At 62.5% G+C, this 19792-nt stretch carries 13 protein-coding genes; 11 read left to right on the plus strand and 2 right to left on the minus strand.

What is annotated here, in order from left to right:
• Positions 1 to 32: 32 nt before the first annotated feature.
• Complete coding sequence (locus ONZ54_RS03075) at positions 33 to 2222, minus strand: glycoside hydrolase (protein WP_271787442.1); 2190 nt, start codon at positions 2220 to 2222, stop codon at positions 33 to 35.
• 722 nt (positions 2223 to 2944) lie between these two features.
• On the opposite strand from ONZ54_RS03075, the gene ONZ54_RS03080 reads away from it, so the two are divergent.
• The 8 genes from ONZ54_RS03080 to ONZ54_RS03115 all read left to right on the plus strand — a co-directional run bounded on the left by ONZ54_RS03080 (position 2945) and on the right by ONZ54_RS03115 (position 14615).
• Complete coding sequence (locus ONZ54_RS03080; RefSeq protein ID WP_271787443.1) at positions 2945 to 4288, plus strand: TackOD1 domain-containing metal-binding protein; 1344 nt, start codon at positions 2945 to 2947, stop codon at positions 4286 to 4288.
• On the plus strand, positions 4281 to 5621 hold the full coding sequence (locus ONZ54_RS03085) for a glycosyltransferase family 2 protein (RefSeq protein ID WP_271787444.1): 1341 nt from the start codon (positions 4281 to 4283) through the stop codon (positions 5619 to 5621). Before ONZ54_RS03080 ends, ONZ54_RS03085 begins: the two co-directional genes overlap by 8 nt.
• Complete coding sequence (locus tag ONZ54_RS03090; protein ID WP_271787445.1) at positions 5621 to 6670, plus strand: HlyD family secretion protein; 1050 nt, start codon at positions 5621 to 5623, stop codon at positions 6668 to 6670. The genes ONZ54_RS03085 and ONZ54_RS03090 overlap by 1 nt, the downstream gene beginning before the upstream one ends.
• A gap of 574 nt (positions 6671 to 7244) precedes the next feature.
• Positions 7245 to 9629 (plus strand): poly-beta-1,6 N-acetyl-D-glucosamine export porin PgaA, encoded by a 2385-nt coding sequence (gene pgaA / locus ONZ54_RS03095; protein ID WP_271787446.1) that lies wholly within the window; start codon positions 7245 to 7247, stop codon positions 9627 to 9629.
• Positions 9629 to 11593 (plus strand): poly-beta-1,6-N-acetyl-D-glucosamine N-deacetylase PgaB, encoded by a 1965-nt coding sequence (gene pgaB / locus ONZ54_RS03100; protein WP_271787447.1) that lies wholly within the window; start codon positions 9629 to 9631, stop codon positions 11591 to 11593. The genes pgaA and pgaB overlap by 1 nt, the downstream gene beginning before the upstream one ends.
• Positions 11590 to 12840 carry a poly-beta-1,6-N-acetyl-D-glucosamine synthase gene (pgaC, locus tag ONZ54_RS03105; RefSeq protein WP_087756532.1) on the plus strand — a complete coding sequence of 417 codons (1251 nt, stop codon included), beginning with the start codon at positions 11590 to 11592 and terminating at the stop codon, positions 12838 to 12840. The genes pgaB and pgaC overlap by 4 nt, the downstream gene beginning before the upstream one ends.
• Positions 12827 to 13141: a hypothetical protein gene (locus ONZ54_RS03110; protein WP_017412598.1), complete on the plus strand. Its 315-nt coding sequence runs from the start codon at positions 12827 to 12829 to the stop codon at positions 13139 to 13141. Before pgaC ends, ONZ54_RS03110 begins: the two co-directional genes overlap by 14 nt.
• 178 nt (positions 13142 to 13319) lie before the next feature.
• Positions 13320 to 14615: a ferredoxin reductase family protein gene (locus ONZ54_RS03115; protein WP_271787448.1), complete on the plus strand. Its 1296-nt coding sequence runs from the start codon at positions 13320 to 13322 to the stop codon at positions 14613 to 14615.
• Here ONZ54_RS03115 and ONZ54_RS03120 read toward each other — a convergent pair.
• Positions 14598 to 17747, minus strand: a complete 3150-nt coding sequence (locus ONZ54_RS03120; protein ID WP_271787449.1) for a S41 family peptidase — start codon at positions 17745 to 17747, stop codon at positions 14598 to 14600. The two genes, ONZ54_RS03115 and ONZ54_RS03120, sit on opposite strands and share 18 nt — an antisense overlap.
• 265 nt (positions 17748 to 18012) lie before the next feature.
• Here ONZ54_RS03120 and ONZ54_RS03125 point away from each other — a divergent pair, with 265 nt between their 5' ends.
• From ONZ54_RS03125 to ONZ54_RS03135, 3 genes are all read left to right on the plus strand, one after another.
• Positions 18013 to 18489 (plus strand): L,D-transpeptidase family protein, encoded by a 477-nt coding sequence (locus ONZ54_RS03125; RefSeq protein WP_034284004.1) that lies wholly within the window; start codon positions 18013 to 18015, stop codon positions 18487 to 18489.
• A gap of 136 nt (positions 18490 to 18625) precedes the next feature.
• A complete protein-coding gene (locus tag ONZ54_RS03130) occupies positions 18626 to 19345 on the plus strand; it encodes an AzlC family ABC transporter permease (protein WP_271787450.1) in 720 nt (239 codons plus the stop codon).
• A 2-nt stretch (positions 19346 to 19347) separates the two neighbouring features.
• Positions 19348 to 19689 (plus strand): AzlD domain-containing protein, encoded by a 342-nt coding sequence (locus tag ONZ54_RS03135; RefSeq protein ID WP_271787451.1) that lies wholly within the window; start codon positions 19348 to 19350, stop codon positions 19687 to 19689.
• The last annotated feature ends 103 nt before the right edge of the window (positions 19690 to 19792 follow it).

The following is a 19792-nucleotide window of genomic DNA, read 5'->3' on the forward strand; positions in this document are numbered from 1 at the left end:
AGGGCTCTCTCTTTATATGGCGAGCGAGTTGATCACATCGTCAGCAGGGTGACCGGCTTGCCCTTGAGGGCGACGAGCAGGTGCTTGCCCGGCAGTTTCTGGCCATCGAGCATGATGGAGCTGTTGCTGAAGTTGGCGACCAGCCGGCTGCCATCCGAGAATCGGGTCTCCTGCACCCGGCCCGCCCCGTCGCGCCAGCGAAATCCCACCAGCGCCTTGTCCCACAATGCCTCGTGCAGCGGCGCGAATTGATCGCTCAGTCTGACCAGCTCGGGCAGGCGACTGTCCAGGGTGCTGCGGCTCAGGTTGACCAGCGGTGGTGTGTTGTAAAGCAGGCCGAGCAGGGCGCGCTCCTCCTTGATGCCCGGAAACTTGAGGTTGTCCAGCAGCCAGTGATGGCTGTTGAGCACAGAGTCGTGGAACACAGCCTGATAGAGGGGCAACCTGTCCGCCGGATTGAACACGGTTTTCAGGTAGCGCGGCTTGAGGCGAGCGGGCTGAAAGAAGACCTGCGGCGCCTCGTCCGGCCACCACTTGCCGAGGTAATAGGGGGACTTGGCCTGCTTGCGCATGCTGGCATCCTGCCAGCCGAACCCCCAGCTCTGGATGCCGTGGGCAAACATCAGCGGCTTGCTGGTGAGGGCATTGCCATCCTCCGAGCCCAGCACCAGCCCGAGCCGCTCTCCCACCCAGGCCATGCGGGCATTGCGGGCGGCGATCATGGCCTGGCTGCCCTGTTGATGGGCCGGGTTGTAATCGTTGGAGGCCATGGCGGTGCCATCCACGTCGAGGAAGAGGCTGTTGATGCCGCTGGCTTTGGCCAGCTCGCTCATGCGGCTCTTGGCGAAGGGCAGGGTGCAACCGGGATTGAGGTAGGCTCCCTCGCCACCAAAGCCAGGTTTGGGTTTGCCGTTGGCCTCCATGATGGCGCAGCGCTTGCCGATCTTGGGGGGGATCTGGGCGGTGAGCCAGCTGTCGTTGCTGCCGGGGAGGATGGCGGTATCGTAGGAGTCATAGCTGCCCACCAGATAGCCCAGGCGCTGGGCGGCGGTGACGGCATAACTCTGTTGTAGGGCCGCCGTCCATTGCGGGGTGCCGAGCCAGAGCTTGTTCAGTCCCGCCTGTTGCAGCGCCTCTATCACAGGCAGTGACAGGCCCTGTCCCCAGCGAGTCTGTGCAACCAGCAGATCTCCCAGCTGACCCCTGACCCACTGCTGGCGCAGGGCCAGCACCTTGCTCTGGCTGATGGGGCCCTGCTGGGCGGGCAGGGGCAACTGGCTGGCAATCAGCCGGTTGAGCCCGGCCATGATCAATGTCTGCTGCCAGGGCTCGGGGGTCGTTGCGGCCAGCGCTTCCCGCTCCTCGCCGCTGAACGTTTGCAGCCAGGCCGGCTTTTGATTGAGTCTGGCCTGCAGGCCAGGCCAATCCTTCACATCCTGTCGATCCAGCAGGGCATCTCCCCACAGATAGACATGGCTGGCACCAATCAGGCGGCGGCCAGCGGGGATCCGGGCAAACTTGTCGGTGAGGGATTGCCACTCCCCCTCGGCCTGCAACCACTCCCGATAGCGACGGGCCCCCGCCAGCCAGTCATCCCCCACGCTCAGACGCACCACCATGGGAGCCTGCTGGTTGAAGCTGCTGAATTCGTGGCGGGCGCTCAGTTGCAGACGCCCCCCCTTGCGGGTGAAGTTGAGCTGGTTGTCGTAGGGGGTTTGCAGGATCCAGCTGTAGGTCTGTTTGCCCGCATCCTGGCTCCACAGCGGCAGCTTGAGGTCGTAATGGGTGTTGAGTTCGGCCAGTTCGTCGCCGACATAGCCGAGCCAGTCGCTGTCACGCACCGAGAAGCGGCTGCCCTCGCCAAAGGCCATGGAGAGGTGGGTCTGGTTTTTCGGCAGACTGTACCAGGCCAGCTGGCGGGGCGTATCGCTGACAAGGGTCAGCAGCAGATCATCGCCGTCCAGTTTGACCTCGACCCTGGCGTCCTGGGCAGGCCAGTGCCAACTGGCCTCTTGCTCCCCCCGGGTCAGCTTGTCGACCTGACGGGCGGGTTGGCCGGCACTGACCGGCACCTTGTTGACCGAGATGGCCAGGGTATCGGGGGTGATGCGATAGCTCAGCGTCTCCCCTTGCAGTATCAGGGGGGCGGCGGCCAGAGGCGCCGCCAGCAGTGAAATCAGCAGGCAGCCCAGTACTGGCGCCTTTATCCGTAAACCCTTCATTCAAGATCCTTGGCCAAGTCGATGGCATCAGGGTACGCCCTTGCCCGTTCTGCGGTACAGCCAAATTTGCCCGCACCAGCGGCGGCAAGTCACAGGACCTTGCACTGGATCCGTGGGCAGGTTCGGGTCGATGACGCCCGGTCAGGGGGATGTCAGATGATGCTTGTTTTCTTGGGTCATGACGCTATCTGTCGTAGTCAGTGCGCCGCGCATCCTTGTGCGTCAACGTCGACAGCATGGGGCGAGCAGGCGCTGCGCAGTCCCCCTTTTTTGTTGGTCCCCGGATGCAGGCCAAGCAAGACGCTGTGCTGTTTATTGCCTCAATAGTGGTTGGGGCGAGGGGGCCCCCAATGGCAGGCCGTCCGGCATGGGGTATCGATAAGGGTTCTTGTCTGGCTCGATTGACTAAATGTCATGCAACACCACAATTATCCTCCTTGCCACTCCCGATGCGAATCGGGTTCGGAAAGCTACAGGTCTCTCTCCCCGAGACGGCTGAGCCGCACATTGAATACGGCGTCAGCTATCAGTGCTCAACCCTCTGCCCGCTCCCGCCATATCCATGACGTCTGTCGATTGAACCGGCCATGCCGTTGGTATCAAACCTGGATGGAGAGTGCGCCGTGCGTGGCCTCTTCATCCCTCGTTGTTGATACCGGTACGCCAGCCCTCTTGCAGGGCGGCTCCCTATATTTCAGTCTGTGGAAAGAGGTTATTTCCTCATGATGAGTACAAGTGAACAACCCAGCCGGATTGCCCTGCTGGGGGGCCCGGTGGATCGTGCCACCCAGCCTCTCGCCGATTGGTCCCAATGGAACCCGGCACAACACGCCGTACTGCTGCTCAATTTGCCCGCCGACGAGCAAGACAGGGTCTTGCAGGCGGTTCGCCGTGATCCTGACCGTTACTTGCACCCCGTTTTCTGCCTGGAGAAGAGCCCGCTCTCCCCCATGCTGGCGGATGGTCTGCTGGTCCAGCTGGATGAACGGGTGCCTCACATGCTTGAGCGTCTGGCCCTGCTGAGACTGCGTGAACACCCGGATGAGATGGAGAAACTGGCCTGGTACAGCTGGCCGCGCGCTCACTTTCGTTTGTTGCCACGCTGGCAGGCAGGCTGCCGTCAGGGTTACAGCTATCCTCTGCTCGATTGTCTGCTGGGCAGCGAGGCTGCTGGCTCCTTGCCGCAACTGGTTTCCGAACGTCTGCTGCAGAGCGAGCAACTGGTGGATCGCGTGCGCCTGTGCAACCGCTGTCACTCGGCCCACCTCAACTTCGTCGATGTGTGCCCGGAATGTGCCCACATTGCCCTTGAGGCCAAGCCTGCCGTGCACTGTTTCACCTGTGGTCACGTGGATGACCAGGATGCCTTCATGCAGCAGGGGGCATTGCGTTGTCCCAAGTGTGTGACCACCTTGCGCCACATAGGGGTGGACTATGATCGGCCGCTGGAGAAGTACCTTTGTCTCTCCTGTCACGCCCGTTTCATGGAGGCGGCCGTGCTGGCGCGCTGTCATGAGTGCGGTCAGGCAAGCAAGCCGGATGACCTTGTGGTGGCGCCCATCCATGAATACCGCATCGGCAAGCTGGCGCATCATGTTGCCCGTGAGGGCACCCAGCGGTTGCATCTGCCCCTGACCTGGGGCACCCCCATGGCGATGGATCACTTCCCCTGGTTGTTGCAGTGGAGCAACAGCCTGCTGCAGCGCCACGGTGGCAGTCATACCCTGCTGGCGATCCGGGTTGAGCACCTGGCCGAGTTTCGGGCTGAGCTGGGCTTGCTGAAAGCGTTGCAGCGGCTGGCCGCCCTGCTCGCCCGTCTGCAGGCACTGTTCCGGGACACGGATGTGGTTTGCCAGTACGCAGATGATCAACTGCTGCTGTTGCTGCCATACACGGATGCAGAAGACAGGGCGATGTTGCAGAGCCGGATCCTGGAGCTGAACCATATCGAGGGGCTGGACACACTGGCGCTCGATGTGAAGGTGCAACCCCTGCCTGCCAGCCTGGGGGACGATGCCAGCCTGTGGCTGAGTCGCTGGCTGGATGGGAGCATCCAGCATGCATGACTGGCTGAGAACCGTGTATTACATCCTGATGGAGATACTGGGCAGCCTGTCGGTTTTCCCCAGTATGATACTGCTGCTGTTGCCCATGCTGCTGTTGATTGAGGTGCCGCTGATGGCGCTGACCCTGACCGGTATCCTCAAGTGGTATGCCCGTCAGGTGCCCAGGGCCTCAGACCTGCCGCTGTCACGACGCTGCCCGAGCGTCTCCTGCATCATCACCTGCTATGGGGAGGGTGACGCGATCCGCTCCACCATATTGACCCTCAAGGAGCAGCTGTACCGCGGCCATCTGGAGATCATCGCTGTCATTGATGGCGCCAATGCCAACGCTCATACCTACCAGGCGGCCTTGAACTGTGTCCGCGAGTTTCAGGGATGCCAGACCCGAACCCTGGTGCTGTTGCCCAAGTGGCAGCGCGGCGGGCGGGTATCGACCCTGAACGCGGGGCTGTCGGCGGCGACCGGTGAGATAGTGATGAACGCCGATGGGGATACCTCCTTTGACAACAACATGATCGACGAGATTGTCGCCTGTTTTGACGACCCCGATATGCCGGCGGTGGGTGGTGCATTGCGGGTGCGCAACCTGCATGCCGGGCTGCTGACCCGGATGCAGGGGATCGAATACATGATCTCCATGCAGGGGGGCAAGACGGGTCTGAGCGAGTGGAATCTGATCAACAACATTTCGGGGGCATTCGGAGCATTTCGTCGTGATTTCCTGCGCCAGATTGGGGGCTGGGATACCCACACGGCGGAAGATCTGGATCTGACGTTGCGGATCAAGCACTACCTCAAGCGCCATCCCGGTCTGAAGATAGGGTTCGCGCCCAGAGCCATAGGTCACACGGATGCCCCCCCGGATCTGGTCACGCTGGCCAAACAGCGTCTGCGTTGGGATGGCGACCTGCTTTTTCTCTATCTGCGCAAACACAAGCTGTCGCTGACCCCCCGCATACTGGGATGGAAAACCTTCCTGTTCACTCTGGTCTACGGGGTGGCGCAAAACGTGGTGTTGCCGCTGCTGGTCATGGGCTACAGCTGGTGGCTGGTCTTCAGTTATCCGGGCCAGTTTGTGACGGCCCTGATGCTCTGTCTCTATCTGGTCTATCTGTTTCTCACTCTGGTCAATTTCCTGGTGTTCCTGCTCGCCATATCCGAGCGACCCAGGGCCGATCTTGGGCTCTTGCCCTGGTTGTGCCTCTACCCGGTTTACACCCTGCTGATGCGCTTGTGGTGTGCCGTGGCACTGCTTAATGAAATATTCCGGCGCAGCCACGAAGAGAGCAGCATGGCGCCGTGGTGGGTTCTGAAACGAGGAAACAAATTCTGATGAAAGTGACATTCAACACCCCTAAAAAACAGGATGCGACCTCGGAACAGGGGATCCGCGTATTGTATGCACCCGCCAGGCGGATGGCATTCAGGGCGCGCTGGTATCTGATCCTGCTGCTGGCCTTCAGCCCCGTCATCATACTGCTCTGGTATCTGGGGCAAGAGTGGTGGCTGACCCAGGCGCCAGCCATTATCACGACCGAGCCCCAGCTGGTGGTGGCCAATGGCGATGGCTTTATCCGCAATATCTACACGGCGCCCGGACAATCCGTCTCACAGGGAGATGTCTTGATGCGGTTCGAATCCCCGACGCTCAAGGCCAACATCGAGGCGCGCAAGGCCCGCTTGAAGGCGATTGAGCTCAACAAGCAGCTCGCCGAGCAGGAGATAGTGCGCATCCTGGATGGACAGATCAGCATTGCCGAACGGGGCTCCCGTGAGCAGGAGGGCATCTATCAGGAGTATGCGAACTACCGGCAGCAGAAACTGGTATCCAGTGCCGAATATGCCAGTGCCCTGCTGAGCTGGACCCAGTCACGCATCGCCCTGCAACAGGCCAGGGTCGAGAAAGCGCAGCAGGGGTTGCAGATAAGGGAGGATCACCTGACGGGGCCGCTGGCCAGTGCTCGCCACTCTCTGGAGCAGGAGTTGACGGAGATGGAAGCTATCTCGAGGCAGCAGCAGCCATTGGCGCCGGCCAGGGGCAAGGTGTCCGATGTGCTGGTGCAGGCGGGGGACTGGGTCTTCTCGGGGGCACCGCTTGCGTTGATCGCCAAGCGTGAGGATCCCTTGGTCATTGCCTATGTGCAACCCAGGTATTTGTCCTCCATGGAGACAGGGCACAGGGCCATAGTCCAGTTGCCCAGTGGCGAGCGGCTGGCTGCCAGAGTGGCCAGGCCGGTCGAGCTGGCCGGCAAGTTGCCGGCGCAATTGGCGGCCCCGTTTGAAGGGGAGAAGGCGACGCTCAAGGTCGCCTTGTCACTGGATGACAAGTTGCCGCCCAATCTGCAAGTGGAGGGACTGCCGGTTACCGTGCTGTTTGATTGAGCGAGAGGACTGCTCCGGGGGGCTGGCGTGCCAGTCATAGATGTGCGGCGCAGTGCAAAAGTGTGATGGCGCCTGATACAACGACGCCCCTTGTCGTGGGCCAGTAGCCAGGCAACAGAGGCACGCAGTGAGGGGCAGGAGTCTGGCTCAAAAGAACCCGCCCCTCTGTTTTTTCCGGCGATCCGCCGCAAACCCATCTGGCACAAGATTCTGTGTGTGGTGTCAATAAGGCACACCCTCTCTGGCATGAGGTTGCCAAGAGGGGCCAGGGATTCTTATCGAGAATGGTTCCTGTCTGACTCGATTGACTAACTCGCCCACCGCTGCAGAATTGGCCGCCTCGCCACCCCCGATGCGAATCGGGTTCGGAAAGTCACAGGTCTCTTCCCGGAGACAGCTGGACCGCGCATTGAGGAAGGCGTTGGTTCATCCCTCGCCTTTCACCATCACAACCGCACATCCGTCAGGAAGTCACCCTGCGTTGCCACGGCAGCAGGGTCGGACATATGTGCGTAATCGTCAGGGCATTCAAGGACCGATCTGCCCGGCGCGTGTCAAAGGTGGAATGTTGCGAATGAATCGCATCTTTTGGTTATTGGCGCTCTTGCCCCTGCTGGCGTTTGCCGGCGGGGTGGATAGCGTACGGGAAGCCCGGGTCATCCAGGCCAGGGCAGGGGAGCTTGACGCCGCGGCGCAAGGACTGGATGCCCTCTATCGACAAACCGGCGACGGCAAGGTGCTGGACGATCTGATCGCCGTGCAGTTGTGGCGCGGGGATCGCAAGGGGGCGCTGGCAGCCTGCGCCCCCTGCGAGTTCAGTCCCATTGCCAACAGCACGCTGGAAGGGGTGGCCCGCGCCGCCCGGGACGAGAAGCGCTACTTTGAGGCGATCAGCTATTACCGGGTGTTGCAGGGGCGTGACCCGGGCAATCCCACCGGTTGGCTTGGCCTGTTTCTCACCGCCAGCGATCAGGGCAACCGTGTGCTGGCCCATCAGGCGGCAGGAGAGTTCGAGGCCCGTTTCGGTCGCGATCGGGCCGTACTGGAGGCGCGTATCTATGCCGCCCGTCAGGCCGAGGACCCCATGGGTGAGATGCTGGCTCGCCAGCAGTGGCTGGCGCTCGAACCCGGCAACAGTGAACAGGTGCTGGCGCTCTATCGGGTTGCGGTGAGCCTGGGGGCGGGTCCCGCCGCTGCCGACTTGATGGGGCAGTATCCTGCCCTGTTCAAGCCGGTGGATCGGCTCTGGCTCGACTACTACCAGGCGGTCAATTTGCTGCGGATCTCGGCGCAGACCGAGGATCCGGCGCTGGCTCGCACCGCCCTCACTCACACCCTGGCCCTGCAGGACAAGATCCTGGCCCGGGCTCCCCGCGATCATGTGCTCTACCTCAGTGCCCGCCGTGATCTGGTGGTGACTCTGGTGGCCCTCGGTGAGTTTGCCCAAGCGGAGCGGGAGTCTGCCGCCCTGCAAGCCGAGGGGCCGCTGCCGGAATACGTGCAGGAGGCGCGGGCCGATGCGCTGGTTGGGCTCGGGCGGGTGGACGAGGCTTCCCTTATCTATCGGCAACTGGCGACCCCGCAGCGGGCCAAAGACAAGACGCTGCTGGAGAAGCGTTTCTACGCCTACTCGGATGCGGAGCGTTACGGCGCCGCCCAGGGGTTGCTGGCGGGTTGGCAGGAGCCGCCGACCCGCTGGGATTTCACCGGCAATATGCGCATGCCCAACGATGACTACGAGAAGGTGCTGCAGCTCAGAACCCTGCTGCTGGCCTGGCGGGGTCAGGCCGGGATGGCTGAGGCGCAGCTGGAAGGCTGGCTGAAAACGGCCCCTGCCAACCCCTGGCTCTGGTTGCAGCTGGGGGACATCCGTCGTTGGCGCGGTCACCCGGATGGCGCCGAGCAGGCCTATCAGCAGGCGGTGCGCTGGCTGCCGACTGGCCGTACCCGACTCGCCGAACCGGGTCTCCTCCACGCCCGCCTCGATCAGGGGCAGTGGCAACAGACACCGCAGGCGGTGCGGGCCCTCGGCAACCTGACCAAGGATCGACGGGAGTTGCAACAGCGGCTGGCACTGGAGCAGGCCCCCATGCTGACCACTGAGCTGACCCATGGTCGCAATGAAGGGGGCTCGGTACAGGCCAGTCGTGACTGGAGTTACGACAGCCGCTTTTACAGCGCTCGCAGCGACGGCGGCGATCGGCTGTTTGCCCGTCGTCAGGGCAGCTTCGGTGAATTTGACGGGCAGCCGGAGCGTGCCGCCTACAGCGGGCTCGGGGCCGAAGTCTCCTTCTATCCGCTGCTGTTGACCCTGGAAGGGGGGATGGGCAGTGAGCTCAATCAAAAGGGCTATCTGTGGAGCCGCCTCGACTGGCGGCTGGGCGATCACTGGACGCAGGGCTTTGCCATCAACCTCAACAGTGCCGACACCCCGTTGCGGGCATTGGCGCGCGGCAACTACGCCGATCAATACCAGCTCGATCTGGGCTGGCGCCAGGATGAGACCCGGGAGGCGGGCCTGCGGCTGGAACGAATGGATATCAGCGATGGCAATCGGCGGCTCACCGCCTCCGGCTGGTTGCGTCAGGATCTCTGGCGTCGGGATCGCTGGTGGTTCGACACTACGCTGCGGGCTGCCACCTCCCGCAACGAGGCGGTGGCGGTGGATTACTTCAATCCCCTGCGGGATCGCAATCTGGATCTGGAACTGGCGGGGCGTTACCGGCTGCCGCTGGATGGCCGTCGCGCCCTGCTGCAGAGCCTTGTCATCGGCGGCAATCAGTACTGGCAGCAGGAGTATGGCGGCGACCCGGGCTGGCAACTCAGCTATCGCCACGACTGGGTGTTCTCCCCCGCGCTGAGCCTGGGCTATGGCTTGGGCCGGCGCCAGGCCGTCTACGACGGCAACCCCGAATATGGAAATTTCGTCTTCGCCAATCTGCAATGGAGTTTCATGTGATGAGACGCTGGCTTGCCCCTCTTTTCCTGTTGTTGTCCGTGCTCATGCCGCTGGCCGCACAGTCTGCCCGTCAACCCGATGACTATGTGGTGCTCTGCTACCACGATATCGTCGATCTGAAATTGACCCCCAACCTCAAGCTCTATCCCCAGACCATACGGCGCGACACCCTGATCCGCCACTTCAACTGGATCAAGCAGCAGGGCTATCACCCGGTCAGCTTCCAGCAGGTGCTGGATGCCAAGGCTGGCAAGGCAGCCCTGCCGGAGAAGGCCATTCTGCTCAGCTTCGACGATGGTTACGAGAGCTTCTACCGGCTGGTCTACCCGCTGCTCAAGCTCTACAACTACCCGGCCGTCTATGCCCTGGTGGGCAGCTGGCTGGATGTGCCTGACGACAAGCTGGTGCCCTATGGCAACGACAGGCTGCCGCGCAGCTACTTCGTCGGCTGGCCGCAGATCCGCGAGATGCAGGCCTCCGGACTGGTGGAGATAGCCTCCCACACCTTCGCCTCCCACTACGGCTTGCTTGCCAATCCCCAGGGCAATGTGCAGCCGGCGGTAACCACGGCGGGCTGGAGTCCGGCCGGTTACGAAACCATGGCGGACTATCAGGTGCGGGTGAAAGCCGACTTCGATGCGTCTGCCCGCCAGCTCAAGGAGCAGACCGGCCGGGCACCGCGCATCATGGTCTGGCCCTATGGTGCCTTCAACCAGACGGCGCTGAACCTGGCCCGTGACAGCGGCATGCCCTACAGCTTCACCCTGATTGAGGGGCTCAACACCCTGGGGGATTCCGGAGCCACTGTGCGCCGTTATCTGCTGGAGGAGGACACCAGCCTGGAGACTCTGGACGAGATCATGGGGGGCAACACCTGGGAGCGGCAGGAGGAGCGACTGGTGCACGTGGATCTGGACTATGTCTATGACAAGGATCCGCTGCAGCTGAACAAGAACATCGACCTGCTGCTGGAGCGGATCAAGGGATACGGCATCACCACCGTCTATCTGCAGGCCTATGCCGATGACAACGGCGACGGGGTAGCGGAGGCGCTCTACTTCCCCAATCGCCACATGCCGGTCAGGGCGGATCTGTTCAACCGGGTCGCCTGGCAGCTCAAGACCCGGGTCGGGGTCAAGGTGTATGCCTGGATGCCGGTGATGGCCTATGACATGGGGCCGAACCACACCTATGTGACCGACAGTCGCACCGGTGCCCCCGCCAGGGGTCAGTATCTGCGCCTCTCGCCCTGGGATGCCGCCAGCCGTCAGCTGCTGCTGGATATCTACGAGGATCTCGGTTTTTACACCAAGTTCGACGGCCTGCTGTTCCACGATGACGCCTTCCTCAGCGATTACGAAGGGCCCATGCCGCTGGCGCGCTCCACCCGGGCCCTGCGGGCGCAGGGTGAGCACAAGACTGATTTGCTGATCGACTTTACGCTGGCGCTGCGCGACGCCGCCGCCCGTTATCGCCAGGGAGGGGCTGACGGCCTCAAGACGGCCCGCAACATCTACGCGGCCCTGGTGACCGAGCCTGACGCCCAGCAGTGGTTTGCCCAGAGCATGGCGGCGTTCGCCAAGGCCTATGACTACACGGCCGTGATGGCCATGCCCTACATGGAGCAGGCAGAAAATCCGGATGAGTGGCTGGCCCGGCTGGCGGAAACATCCCTGGCCCAGGTGCCGGCCGAGCGGCTGGTGTTCGAGCTGCAAAGCCGCAACTGGCGCACCGATCAGCCGATCCCGGATGAGGAGCTGGCGCGCTGGATGCAGATCATCCAGCGCAAGGGGGTGAAAAACTTCGGCTACTACCCGGACGATTTTCACAACAATCAGCCGGATCCCGCCGTGCTGAAGCCCGTCTTCTCGGTGCAGACCCAGCCTCAGCCAGTCCAGCTGCCGGTGGCTCCCGCCGTGCCCGTCAGTGCGGCCATGGCCACACAAGCGGGGGCGGCACGGTGAGCGGATTTCTCTCAGGCATTGCGATTTTTACCCTGGCCTACCCCAGCATGATGGCCATGGTGTGGATCTGTGGCGGCCTCTATTACTACTTCCAGTGGGAGCGGCGGGACATAGCGCTCGCCAGAACCGGGCTGGCGTTGCCTCGCTATCCCAAGGTGACCCTGATGGTGCCCTGCTACAACGAGGGGGCCAATGTGGAGGAGACCATCAGCCACCTGCTGCGCCAGCGTTATCCCGATTTCGAGGTGCTGGCCATCAACGATGGCAGCAAGGATGACACTGGGCAGCGACTGGATCGGCTGGCGGCACAGGATGCGCGCCTTACCGTGCTGCACCAGCACAATCAGGGCAAGGCCATGGCCCTCAACAATGGTCTCGAACGGGCGAAGGGGGAGATACTGGTGGGCATAGACGGCGATGCCGTGCTCGACCATGACGCTGTGCGCTGGATGGTGAAGCACTTCATCGAGAGCCCCAAGGTGGGGGCCGTCACCGGCAACCCGCGGGTGCGTACCCGCTCCACCATCATCGGCAAGATCCAGACCGGCGAGTTCAGCTCCATCATAGGTCTCATCAAGCGGGCCCAGCGCATCTATGGCACCGTCTTTACCGTGTCCGGGGTTGTGGTGGCCTTTCGCAAGTCGGCGGTGGAGGCGGTGGGTGGCTGGAGCACGGACATGGTCACCGAAGACATCGACATCAGCTGGAAACTCCAGCTGGCGGGCTGGCTCATCCATTACCAGCCTCAGGCACTGTGCTGGGTGCTGATGCCGGAGACGGTGCGCGGCCTCTACAAGCAGCGACTGCGCTGGGCCCAGGGCGGGGCCGAAGTGATACTGCGTTACGGCCTGCAGGCAATGCGCTGGCGCAACCGCCACTTCTGGTTGCTGCTGCTGGAGTACCTCTCCAGTGTCCTCTGGTGCTACAGCATGTTGCTGCTGGCGCTGATCTGGCTGATCCGGCCCGATCTGGGGGAGCTGGCCGAAGGTCAGCTGTTCCAGTGGACCGGTGTCATCATGACCGCCATCTGCCTGCTGCAGTTCGGGGTCAGCATCTTCATCGACAACCACTATGACAAGACAATGGCCCGCAGCTTCGTCTGGTGTATCTGGTATCCGCTTATCTACTGGCTGCTCAATCTGGTGACAGTGATCGTTGCCGTGCCCAAGGCGATCCTGCGTCGCCGTGGCCAGCTTGCCGTATGGGAAAGCCCTGACAGAGGAGAGTCCTTCCGTGACAAAAAATAAGTTCGCCAACGAGATGATCATACGCAACGGTGCCCGTTGCAGCTGGCAGTACCGACTGCGGGATCTGTTGATCCTGCTGGTGACCTGGATTGGCTGGTTGTTTCTGGCGCTGCAACCCTGGCTCAACTATCTGGATAAAGGGGAAGGGGACAGCTTTATCGGCTCGCTGGATGCGCAGGGCGCCGGGCAGCTGTTTTTGGCCCTGCTGCTCGGCATCTTCCTGCTGATCCACTCCTGGGCCAAATACAATCAGCTGCTTTACCGCCTGATGCGCAAGCGGGCACTGCGCAAAGCCGGTTAACCATGGGGCCGTCAGGCCCCATTTTTGTATCTTCCCTCTTGTCACACTCTGTCACCAAGTCGCCGGTGGCTGGCAAAGTCTTGTCATGGCACAGGCGTGTAATGGGATCAGGATACCGGCGTGGCCATTGGGCGAGCCGGGTGAGCAATGCATGACATGACGGGACAAGGAGCAACAAATGGTGACCAAGCGGGCGTTATGGCTGCTGCCGGTGCTGGCGGCACTGATCTGGTGGGCGGGATATGCAGGGGATGCCAACGGCGTCTGGCCCTGGCGCCATGAGATGCTGTTGCTGACCGGCCTGCTGGGGCTGGGCTACATGGCGCTGACCCTGTTGCTGGCGCTGCGTTTGCCGCGGCTGGAAGTCTGGTGTGGCGGGCTGGATCGCATGTTGCGGCTCCATCGTCACAGCGCCATGGCCGCGACCCTGGCCCTGACCAGTCACTGGCTGCTGGTGGAAGCACCCAAGTGGGCGGTGACGGCCGGCTGGTTGACCCGGCCTGCCCGCCGGGGTGCTGGCGGCGGGGCGGGAGCAGGGGCTGGCAATGGCCTCTCCCTGCATGCCCTTGGCAATACGCTGGGGGAGTGGAGCTTCTATCTGCTGATAGCCCTGGTGGTGGTGAGCCTGTTGTCGCTGGTGAGCTATGGCCGCTTTCGGGTGATCCACCGTCTGGCGCCGCTCATCTATCTGGCAGGGTGGGTACACGGTCTCTGCCTGTTGCCTCAGGTTGGCCTGCTGACACCGGTGGGGCTCGGGATCTCGCTGCTGGGCGGTGCAGGGGCTGTGGCTGCGGTTTACTCCCTGCTGGGCTTGACCGGTCAGCGGGATCGCCATCAGGGCCGCATAGTGGCGCTGCGCACCCTTGCGGACAGTACCCGTGAATTCACCTTGCAGCTGGCGACGCCGCTGTTGCACTACAGGCCAGGCCAGTTTGCCTTCTTCGAGTTTGATGCCAAGGAGGGGCCGCACCCCTTCACCCTGGTGCGGGTGTCGCCCGACAAGCGTCAGCTGGTGATTGCGGTGCGGGTGCTGGGGGATCATACCCGCCAGCTGGTCGAGGCGGCCCGGGTCGATGGCCCAGTGACAGTGACGGGACCTTATGGCGCCTTTGTCTGTCCCCCCCGGCAGGGGCAGTCGCTCTGGCTCGGCGCCGGGATCGGCATTACCCCTTTTGTCGCCTGGCTGGAGGGGCTGGTGGCCCGTGGTGAACGGGGGGAGGGGATCACCTTGATCCAGTGTGCGCCGGACTTGGCCGGCGCCGTCTATCACCAGCGATTGGCCGAGTTGTGTCAGCGTACTGGGGTTTGTTATCGGCTGCATCTGGACAAGGAAGCGGGGCGGCTGGACCTGGCCGGTCTTGCACAGGACAAGCCCGGTGACGTCTGGTTCTGCGGGCCGGAAGGAATGGCAGACGCCCTGACCCGGCTGTTGCCGGGCGGGCGCCTGCATCGGGAGCTATTTCGCTTTCGTTGACAGCTGGGTGAGGGCAGCCTCGACGGCTGCCTCCAGCTGGGGGTCTCGTCCGCTGATTATGTCGGCTGGTGTGAGCGCTACCTGCAGATCCGGGATCAGCTCCTGATTTTCGTAGAAGCTGCCATCCGGGTTGCGCAGCCCCAGGGTCGGGATGCCGTAGGCGAGTCCGGGGATCAGTCTGGAGTCATGGGCATAGACCATGGTGCCCGTGCCCGGGACTGGCTCACCTATGATGGTGCCGACCTTGAGGGTGCGGTAGTACTGGGGGAAGGCCGAGCCTTCCGAGTAGCTGCCTGCATTGGCCAGCACCACAGAGGGCTTGGTCCACTGGCGGGTGGCGGCGTCTGTCTCCCCCTTGCCGTGGCGTGGCCAGCTGCGCGCCATTCCCTTGTCACTGCCGCTGCCGGTCAGGAACTCCACCAGGGTATTGGCCAGATAGCCCCCCTTGTTGAAGCGCACGTCCACGATCAGCGCCTCGCGGTTGCGCTGGCGGCCGAGGGCATCGGCGACCATCTCCTCATACACGGCGCTGTTCATCTCCGGCAGATAGACATATCCCACCCGACCCTGACTCAACTGCGCCACCCGGGCGCGGCGCTTGGCGACCCAGCCATCCAGTTGCAACTTGTACTCCTGCTGCAAATCCATGGCGGTGACGTCGAGCTGCACCTGTGCCTTGCTCCCCTTGGGCTGCAGTGTGAGGGCCAGCCGCTGATCGGCCTGGTGGTTGAGCTGGGCATCCAGCGCGTTCAGGTCAGGAACTTCGGTGCCATTGATGGCCAGCAGACGGGCTCCCGGTGTCAGGTCTGTCTCCTGTTCCAGCGGGCCGCCGGCCAGCAGGGCGACCAGTTCAACCCCCGTCTTGCCATCTTGCCAGTAGCCGCCGAGGCTGGCGGTGTTGTCGGGCATTCGCGGGGATGACGCCGGACCCACTCCCCAGGTGTGGGAAACGTTCAGTTCACCGGCCAGCTCCGCCAGCAGATGACCGAAGTCCCTGCCATTGTTGATACCGGCCAGTTGGCGGCGATAGGCGGCCACATAGCCATCCCAATCCACGCCGTTCATGTCGGCACGATAAAACTCGTCGCGGGTGAGCCGGGTTATCTGGTCATAGGCGGCGGTCATGAGCGCCAGCGAGCTTCCGGTCTGCAGCAGGTCGAAAGGGTGTGACCTTGCCTCGCCTGAACCTGTGTCAATCAGGGTCACTTCTCCTTCCCGCACCAGGGTGGCCAGGCTGGCGTCCTGATTGAGGCTGACCTGCGCCGGGCCGGGCTGGCCGTCAAACAGCACCCGGGTCTCGCCCTTGCGCAGATCCTGGGCGTAGCCCTTGATCTCGCTCTCGCCGTTGGTGTCACTCTCTTCCACCAGTGAGATGAGGTGATCATCGACGATGCGGCTGGCGAGGATGAGGCCTGGGGGCTGCAGTTGCAGCGCCTCTCTGTGTGCCAACCGGCCGGATTCGAAGCCGTAACCCGCTTTGGGGGGCGTCTGCTCGGCGATGAAGTCGCTCTTGGCGGCGCGGCTGCTGTAGAGGCCGAGCAGGCTGCCGCCAAGCGGCTCCCCATCGGCACCCAGAACCCCGTATTTGGTGGATTGCCAGTAGAGGATGCCGCCATCCTGGCTCCAGGCAGGACTCATATCCCGATAGCCGTTGAGGCTGACATTGATCGGCTCGGCTTTGTGGTCCGCTATGTCGATGACGGCGATCTCCTGCTGGGCCGAGTCAGGCTGTATGGTCAGCGCCAGATGACGGGAATCGGGGGCGAAGGCGAGCTCTACTGTGTGGCGGGAGGGGTTGAACTCGGCGGCGACCAGCGGTCGCTGTTTGCCGCTGGCGAGATCCAGCAGGTGGACGGCCTGACCATCCACCACGAAGGCGAGCTGCTTGCCATCGGGAGAGAGGGCCGGCTTGCTGATGGCGGCATCCGGCATGGCCAGCAGCTTCTGTTCCGTGAGGGTGCCGGGATCGCTGAACAAGCCATCCGGCTGCGCTTTGTTCAGGCGATAGAGGGCGGCCGGGCCATCCTGCTCCGAGAGATAAATGAGCCCCTTCTCTTTGTCCACATACAGGGGGGATGACTGCTCGCTGGGATGACGGGTGAGCTGGCGCACTCGCTCGCGGCGGGTATCGATGGCATACAAGTCCCCCTGGCTCACCAGTATCACCTCGTCACCATCCTGGCGGGCGAGGGCCTCGTCGATGGGGCCTGGCATCCAGCTCCTCTCGGCGGGCGCGTTGGCAAAGAGCGGCTGTATGGCCAGCTTGCGCGGTGTCTTGCTGCCCGCATCGAGACGGTACAGTTCCCCTTGCCAGGACCAGACCAGATCCCCTTGGCGGGAGGCGGAGAGGCCGCGCACAGGGTGACCCTGATAGTGGGTGAGTTGACGATCCTGACCGCTGGCCAGGTCCCGCCGCCAGACGTTGAAATCGCCGCTGCGCTCGCTCAGGTAATAGAGTGCTTCACCCTTGTCATCCCAGACGGGATCGCTGGCGGCGACCCTGTCTTCGGTCAGCTGGTGATGGGCTTTGCCATCGAACAGCCAGAGGCGGGAGACGGCAAACGAGTGCTGATGTTTGCGAAACGGCTGATCCATGCCCGGCATCTGATAGGCCAGCTGCTTGCCATGGGGGCGAGCCAGGGTGGCGGGCAGAGGTTGTGCCGGCGTCAGGGCGCCGCCACCGACCGGGGTCCAGTAGAGGGCGCTGGCTTGGAATCCTTCCGCCACGAAGTGATCCGATTCGGGCGTGGTCAGTCGCTGGCTGCTCAGCAGCAACTGCTTGCCATCGGCGCTGAATGCCTGGGGCAGATCGGGGCGGGAGTCACGGGTCAGTCTCACCATCTCGCCCCCTGCGCTCGGTACCACGAACACATCTTCGTTGCCATATAAGTTGGCGGCGAAGGCGATCTGTTTGCCATCCGGTGACCAGAGCGGGCGCTGGCTCAGGTAGTCGCTGTCGGTGAGCGGCATGGCGAGTCCGCCATCCCCCGCGCTCAGGTAGACTCGGCCCTGCCAGGTGAACGCAAGTTGTTTGCCATCGGGGGAGAGCGCAGGCTCGCGCAGCCAGAGCGGTTCGGCCGCCCGCAAGGGGGAGCAGATCAGCAGGATCAGCAGGGAGAGTCGGCATCGCATGATGGAAGTTTCCAAGTAGGTGAAAAAGCGCCTTATCTTCCCCCCAATCGCCCGGGGGACACTATCCCGATATAGGGGGGATATCCCCTTGTTTTGGCTGTTAATTGTAACAATTTATAAAAGATGGCACGGGATATGTTTCTCTGGATATATTGAGTATTGATGGCGATCCAATATGATGGCGCTCGCCCGCCCCACGGGGTGGTGCCATTCAGATGATTTGGTAACAAGAAAAGCCCTAACCAGAGGCTTGTCGAGGGATGGAATGAGAGCCGTATTACTGTGTTTGCTGGGGCTGTGGCCCGCATTGAGTTTTGCCACCTTGTCTGCCGACATGATAGTGGTGAAGAAGTCTTCCTACAGCCTGACCCTGATGAAGGATGGCAAGGAGGTCAAACGCTACTGGATTGCCCTGGGGCCAGCCCCAAAGGGACACAAGCAGCGTGAAGGGGATCAGCGTACGCCGGAAGGGCGTTACATCCTCGACTACAAGAAAACCAATTCCAACTATTACAAAGCCATCCACATCAATTACCCGAATCTGGACGACATCAAGACGGCCAACGAAATGGGCGTGAATCCGGGTGGCATGATCATGATCCATGGTCAGCGCAACAGCATAGGCAACACACGTTTGCAGCCGTCCAACTGGACCAATGGCTGCATCGCCATGCTCAACCATGATCTGGACGAAGTGTGGAACGCCATCGAGCCCGGCACCCCCATCATCATCCAGCCCTGATTGCCTCTCTGCGCGCCCCCTTCATGGGGGCGCACTGCATTTCTGAACCCTTGCAGTATCCGTTTTAGTCCTTGGTCTGCGGCCTTGTGTCGTGCTAGTTTTTCCCGCTCGCCGTGGATGCAACAAGGATGACCCCATGCCGTCAGCAACGAGTGCCCTTCCCGCCGGTGCCGAGAGCGCCCGCGCGCTCTGGTGGCGCGCCACCCTCGATATTTTGCCGCTCTCCATCTCCGTCATCCCCTGGGGGATACTGTGCGGCGCCCTGGCATTGCAGGTGGGGCTGAGCCCGCTACAGGCCCAATGCATGTCCCTGCTGGTCTATGCCGGTGCTGCCCAGCTTTCGGCTACCACACTGTTCGGGGCGGGTACGCCCCTGCTGCCCATCATGGGATCCACCTTCGTCATCACCTCCCAGCATCTGCTCTATGGCTTTACCTTCCGTCGCGATGTCTTGCCGCTCTCCCTGCGCTGGCGTGCCAGCCTGGCGTTCTTCCTGACCGACGAGATGTTCGCGGTGGCGCTCAAGGACAGGGAGCGCAGCGGCAGCTTCAACCCTGCCTACGCGCTGATCGCGGGCTTCGTCTTCTATCTGTTCTGGAATCTGGCGACCCTGCTCGGCATCGCCGCCGGCCAGTATATAGACGGGCTGGACAAGATGGGGCTGGACTTTGCCATCGCCGCCACCTTCATCGCCATGACCATACCCGCCATGAAGAACCTGCCCATGGTGGCGGCGACCCTGGTGAGCGGCGGCACTGCGCTGCTCACCAAGCCGCTGCTGGCAGAGGTCCATATCATCATATCGGCACTGGCTGGCATGGTGGTGGGCTATGTGCTGCACCGGATGAGGAGATGACAATGAGCTGGCTGATGATAGGCCTGCTGGCCCTGATCACCTTTTTCAATCGCTTTGCCTTCTTCTCGCGGCTGACCCGCTATCAACCGGGCGCCGAGATGGGGGCCTTCCTCAGCTTCTCGGCCCAGTCGGTGTTGACCGCCATCTGGCTGCCCATCGTCTTCAGCTATGAGCCGGGCAAAGGACTGACGTGGGATCCGGACTACCTGGCCGCTACCCTGCTGGTGACGACGCTGACTCTGTTGCGGCTGCCGACCCTGCTGGTGGTTGTGGTGGGCATGGGGGGCTTCTTCCTGCTGCGCTGGCAGGGGGGCATGGCCGCGTTCTTGCCCTGGCTGGGGTAGGTCCGTGATCTGGCATGGTGGATGTCCTTAATGGATATCCGCCATGTTGTGAATGTCACTTCAAAAAACACCTCTCAAGTGTGAGGATTTAGGGACTATCCGC

This window comes from Aeromonas salmonicida (assembly GCF_028355655.1).
In the GTDB taxonomy this organism is placed as follows: Bacteria; Pseudomonadota; Gammaproteobacteria; order Enterobacterales; family Aeromonadaceae; genus Aeromonas; species Aeromonas salmonicida.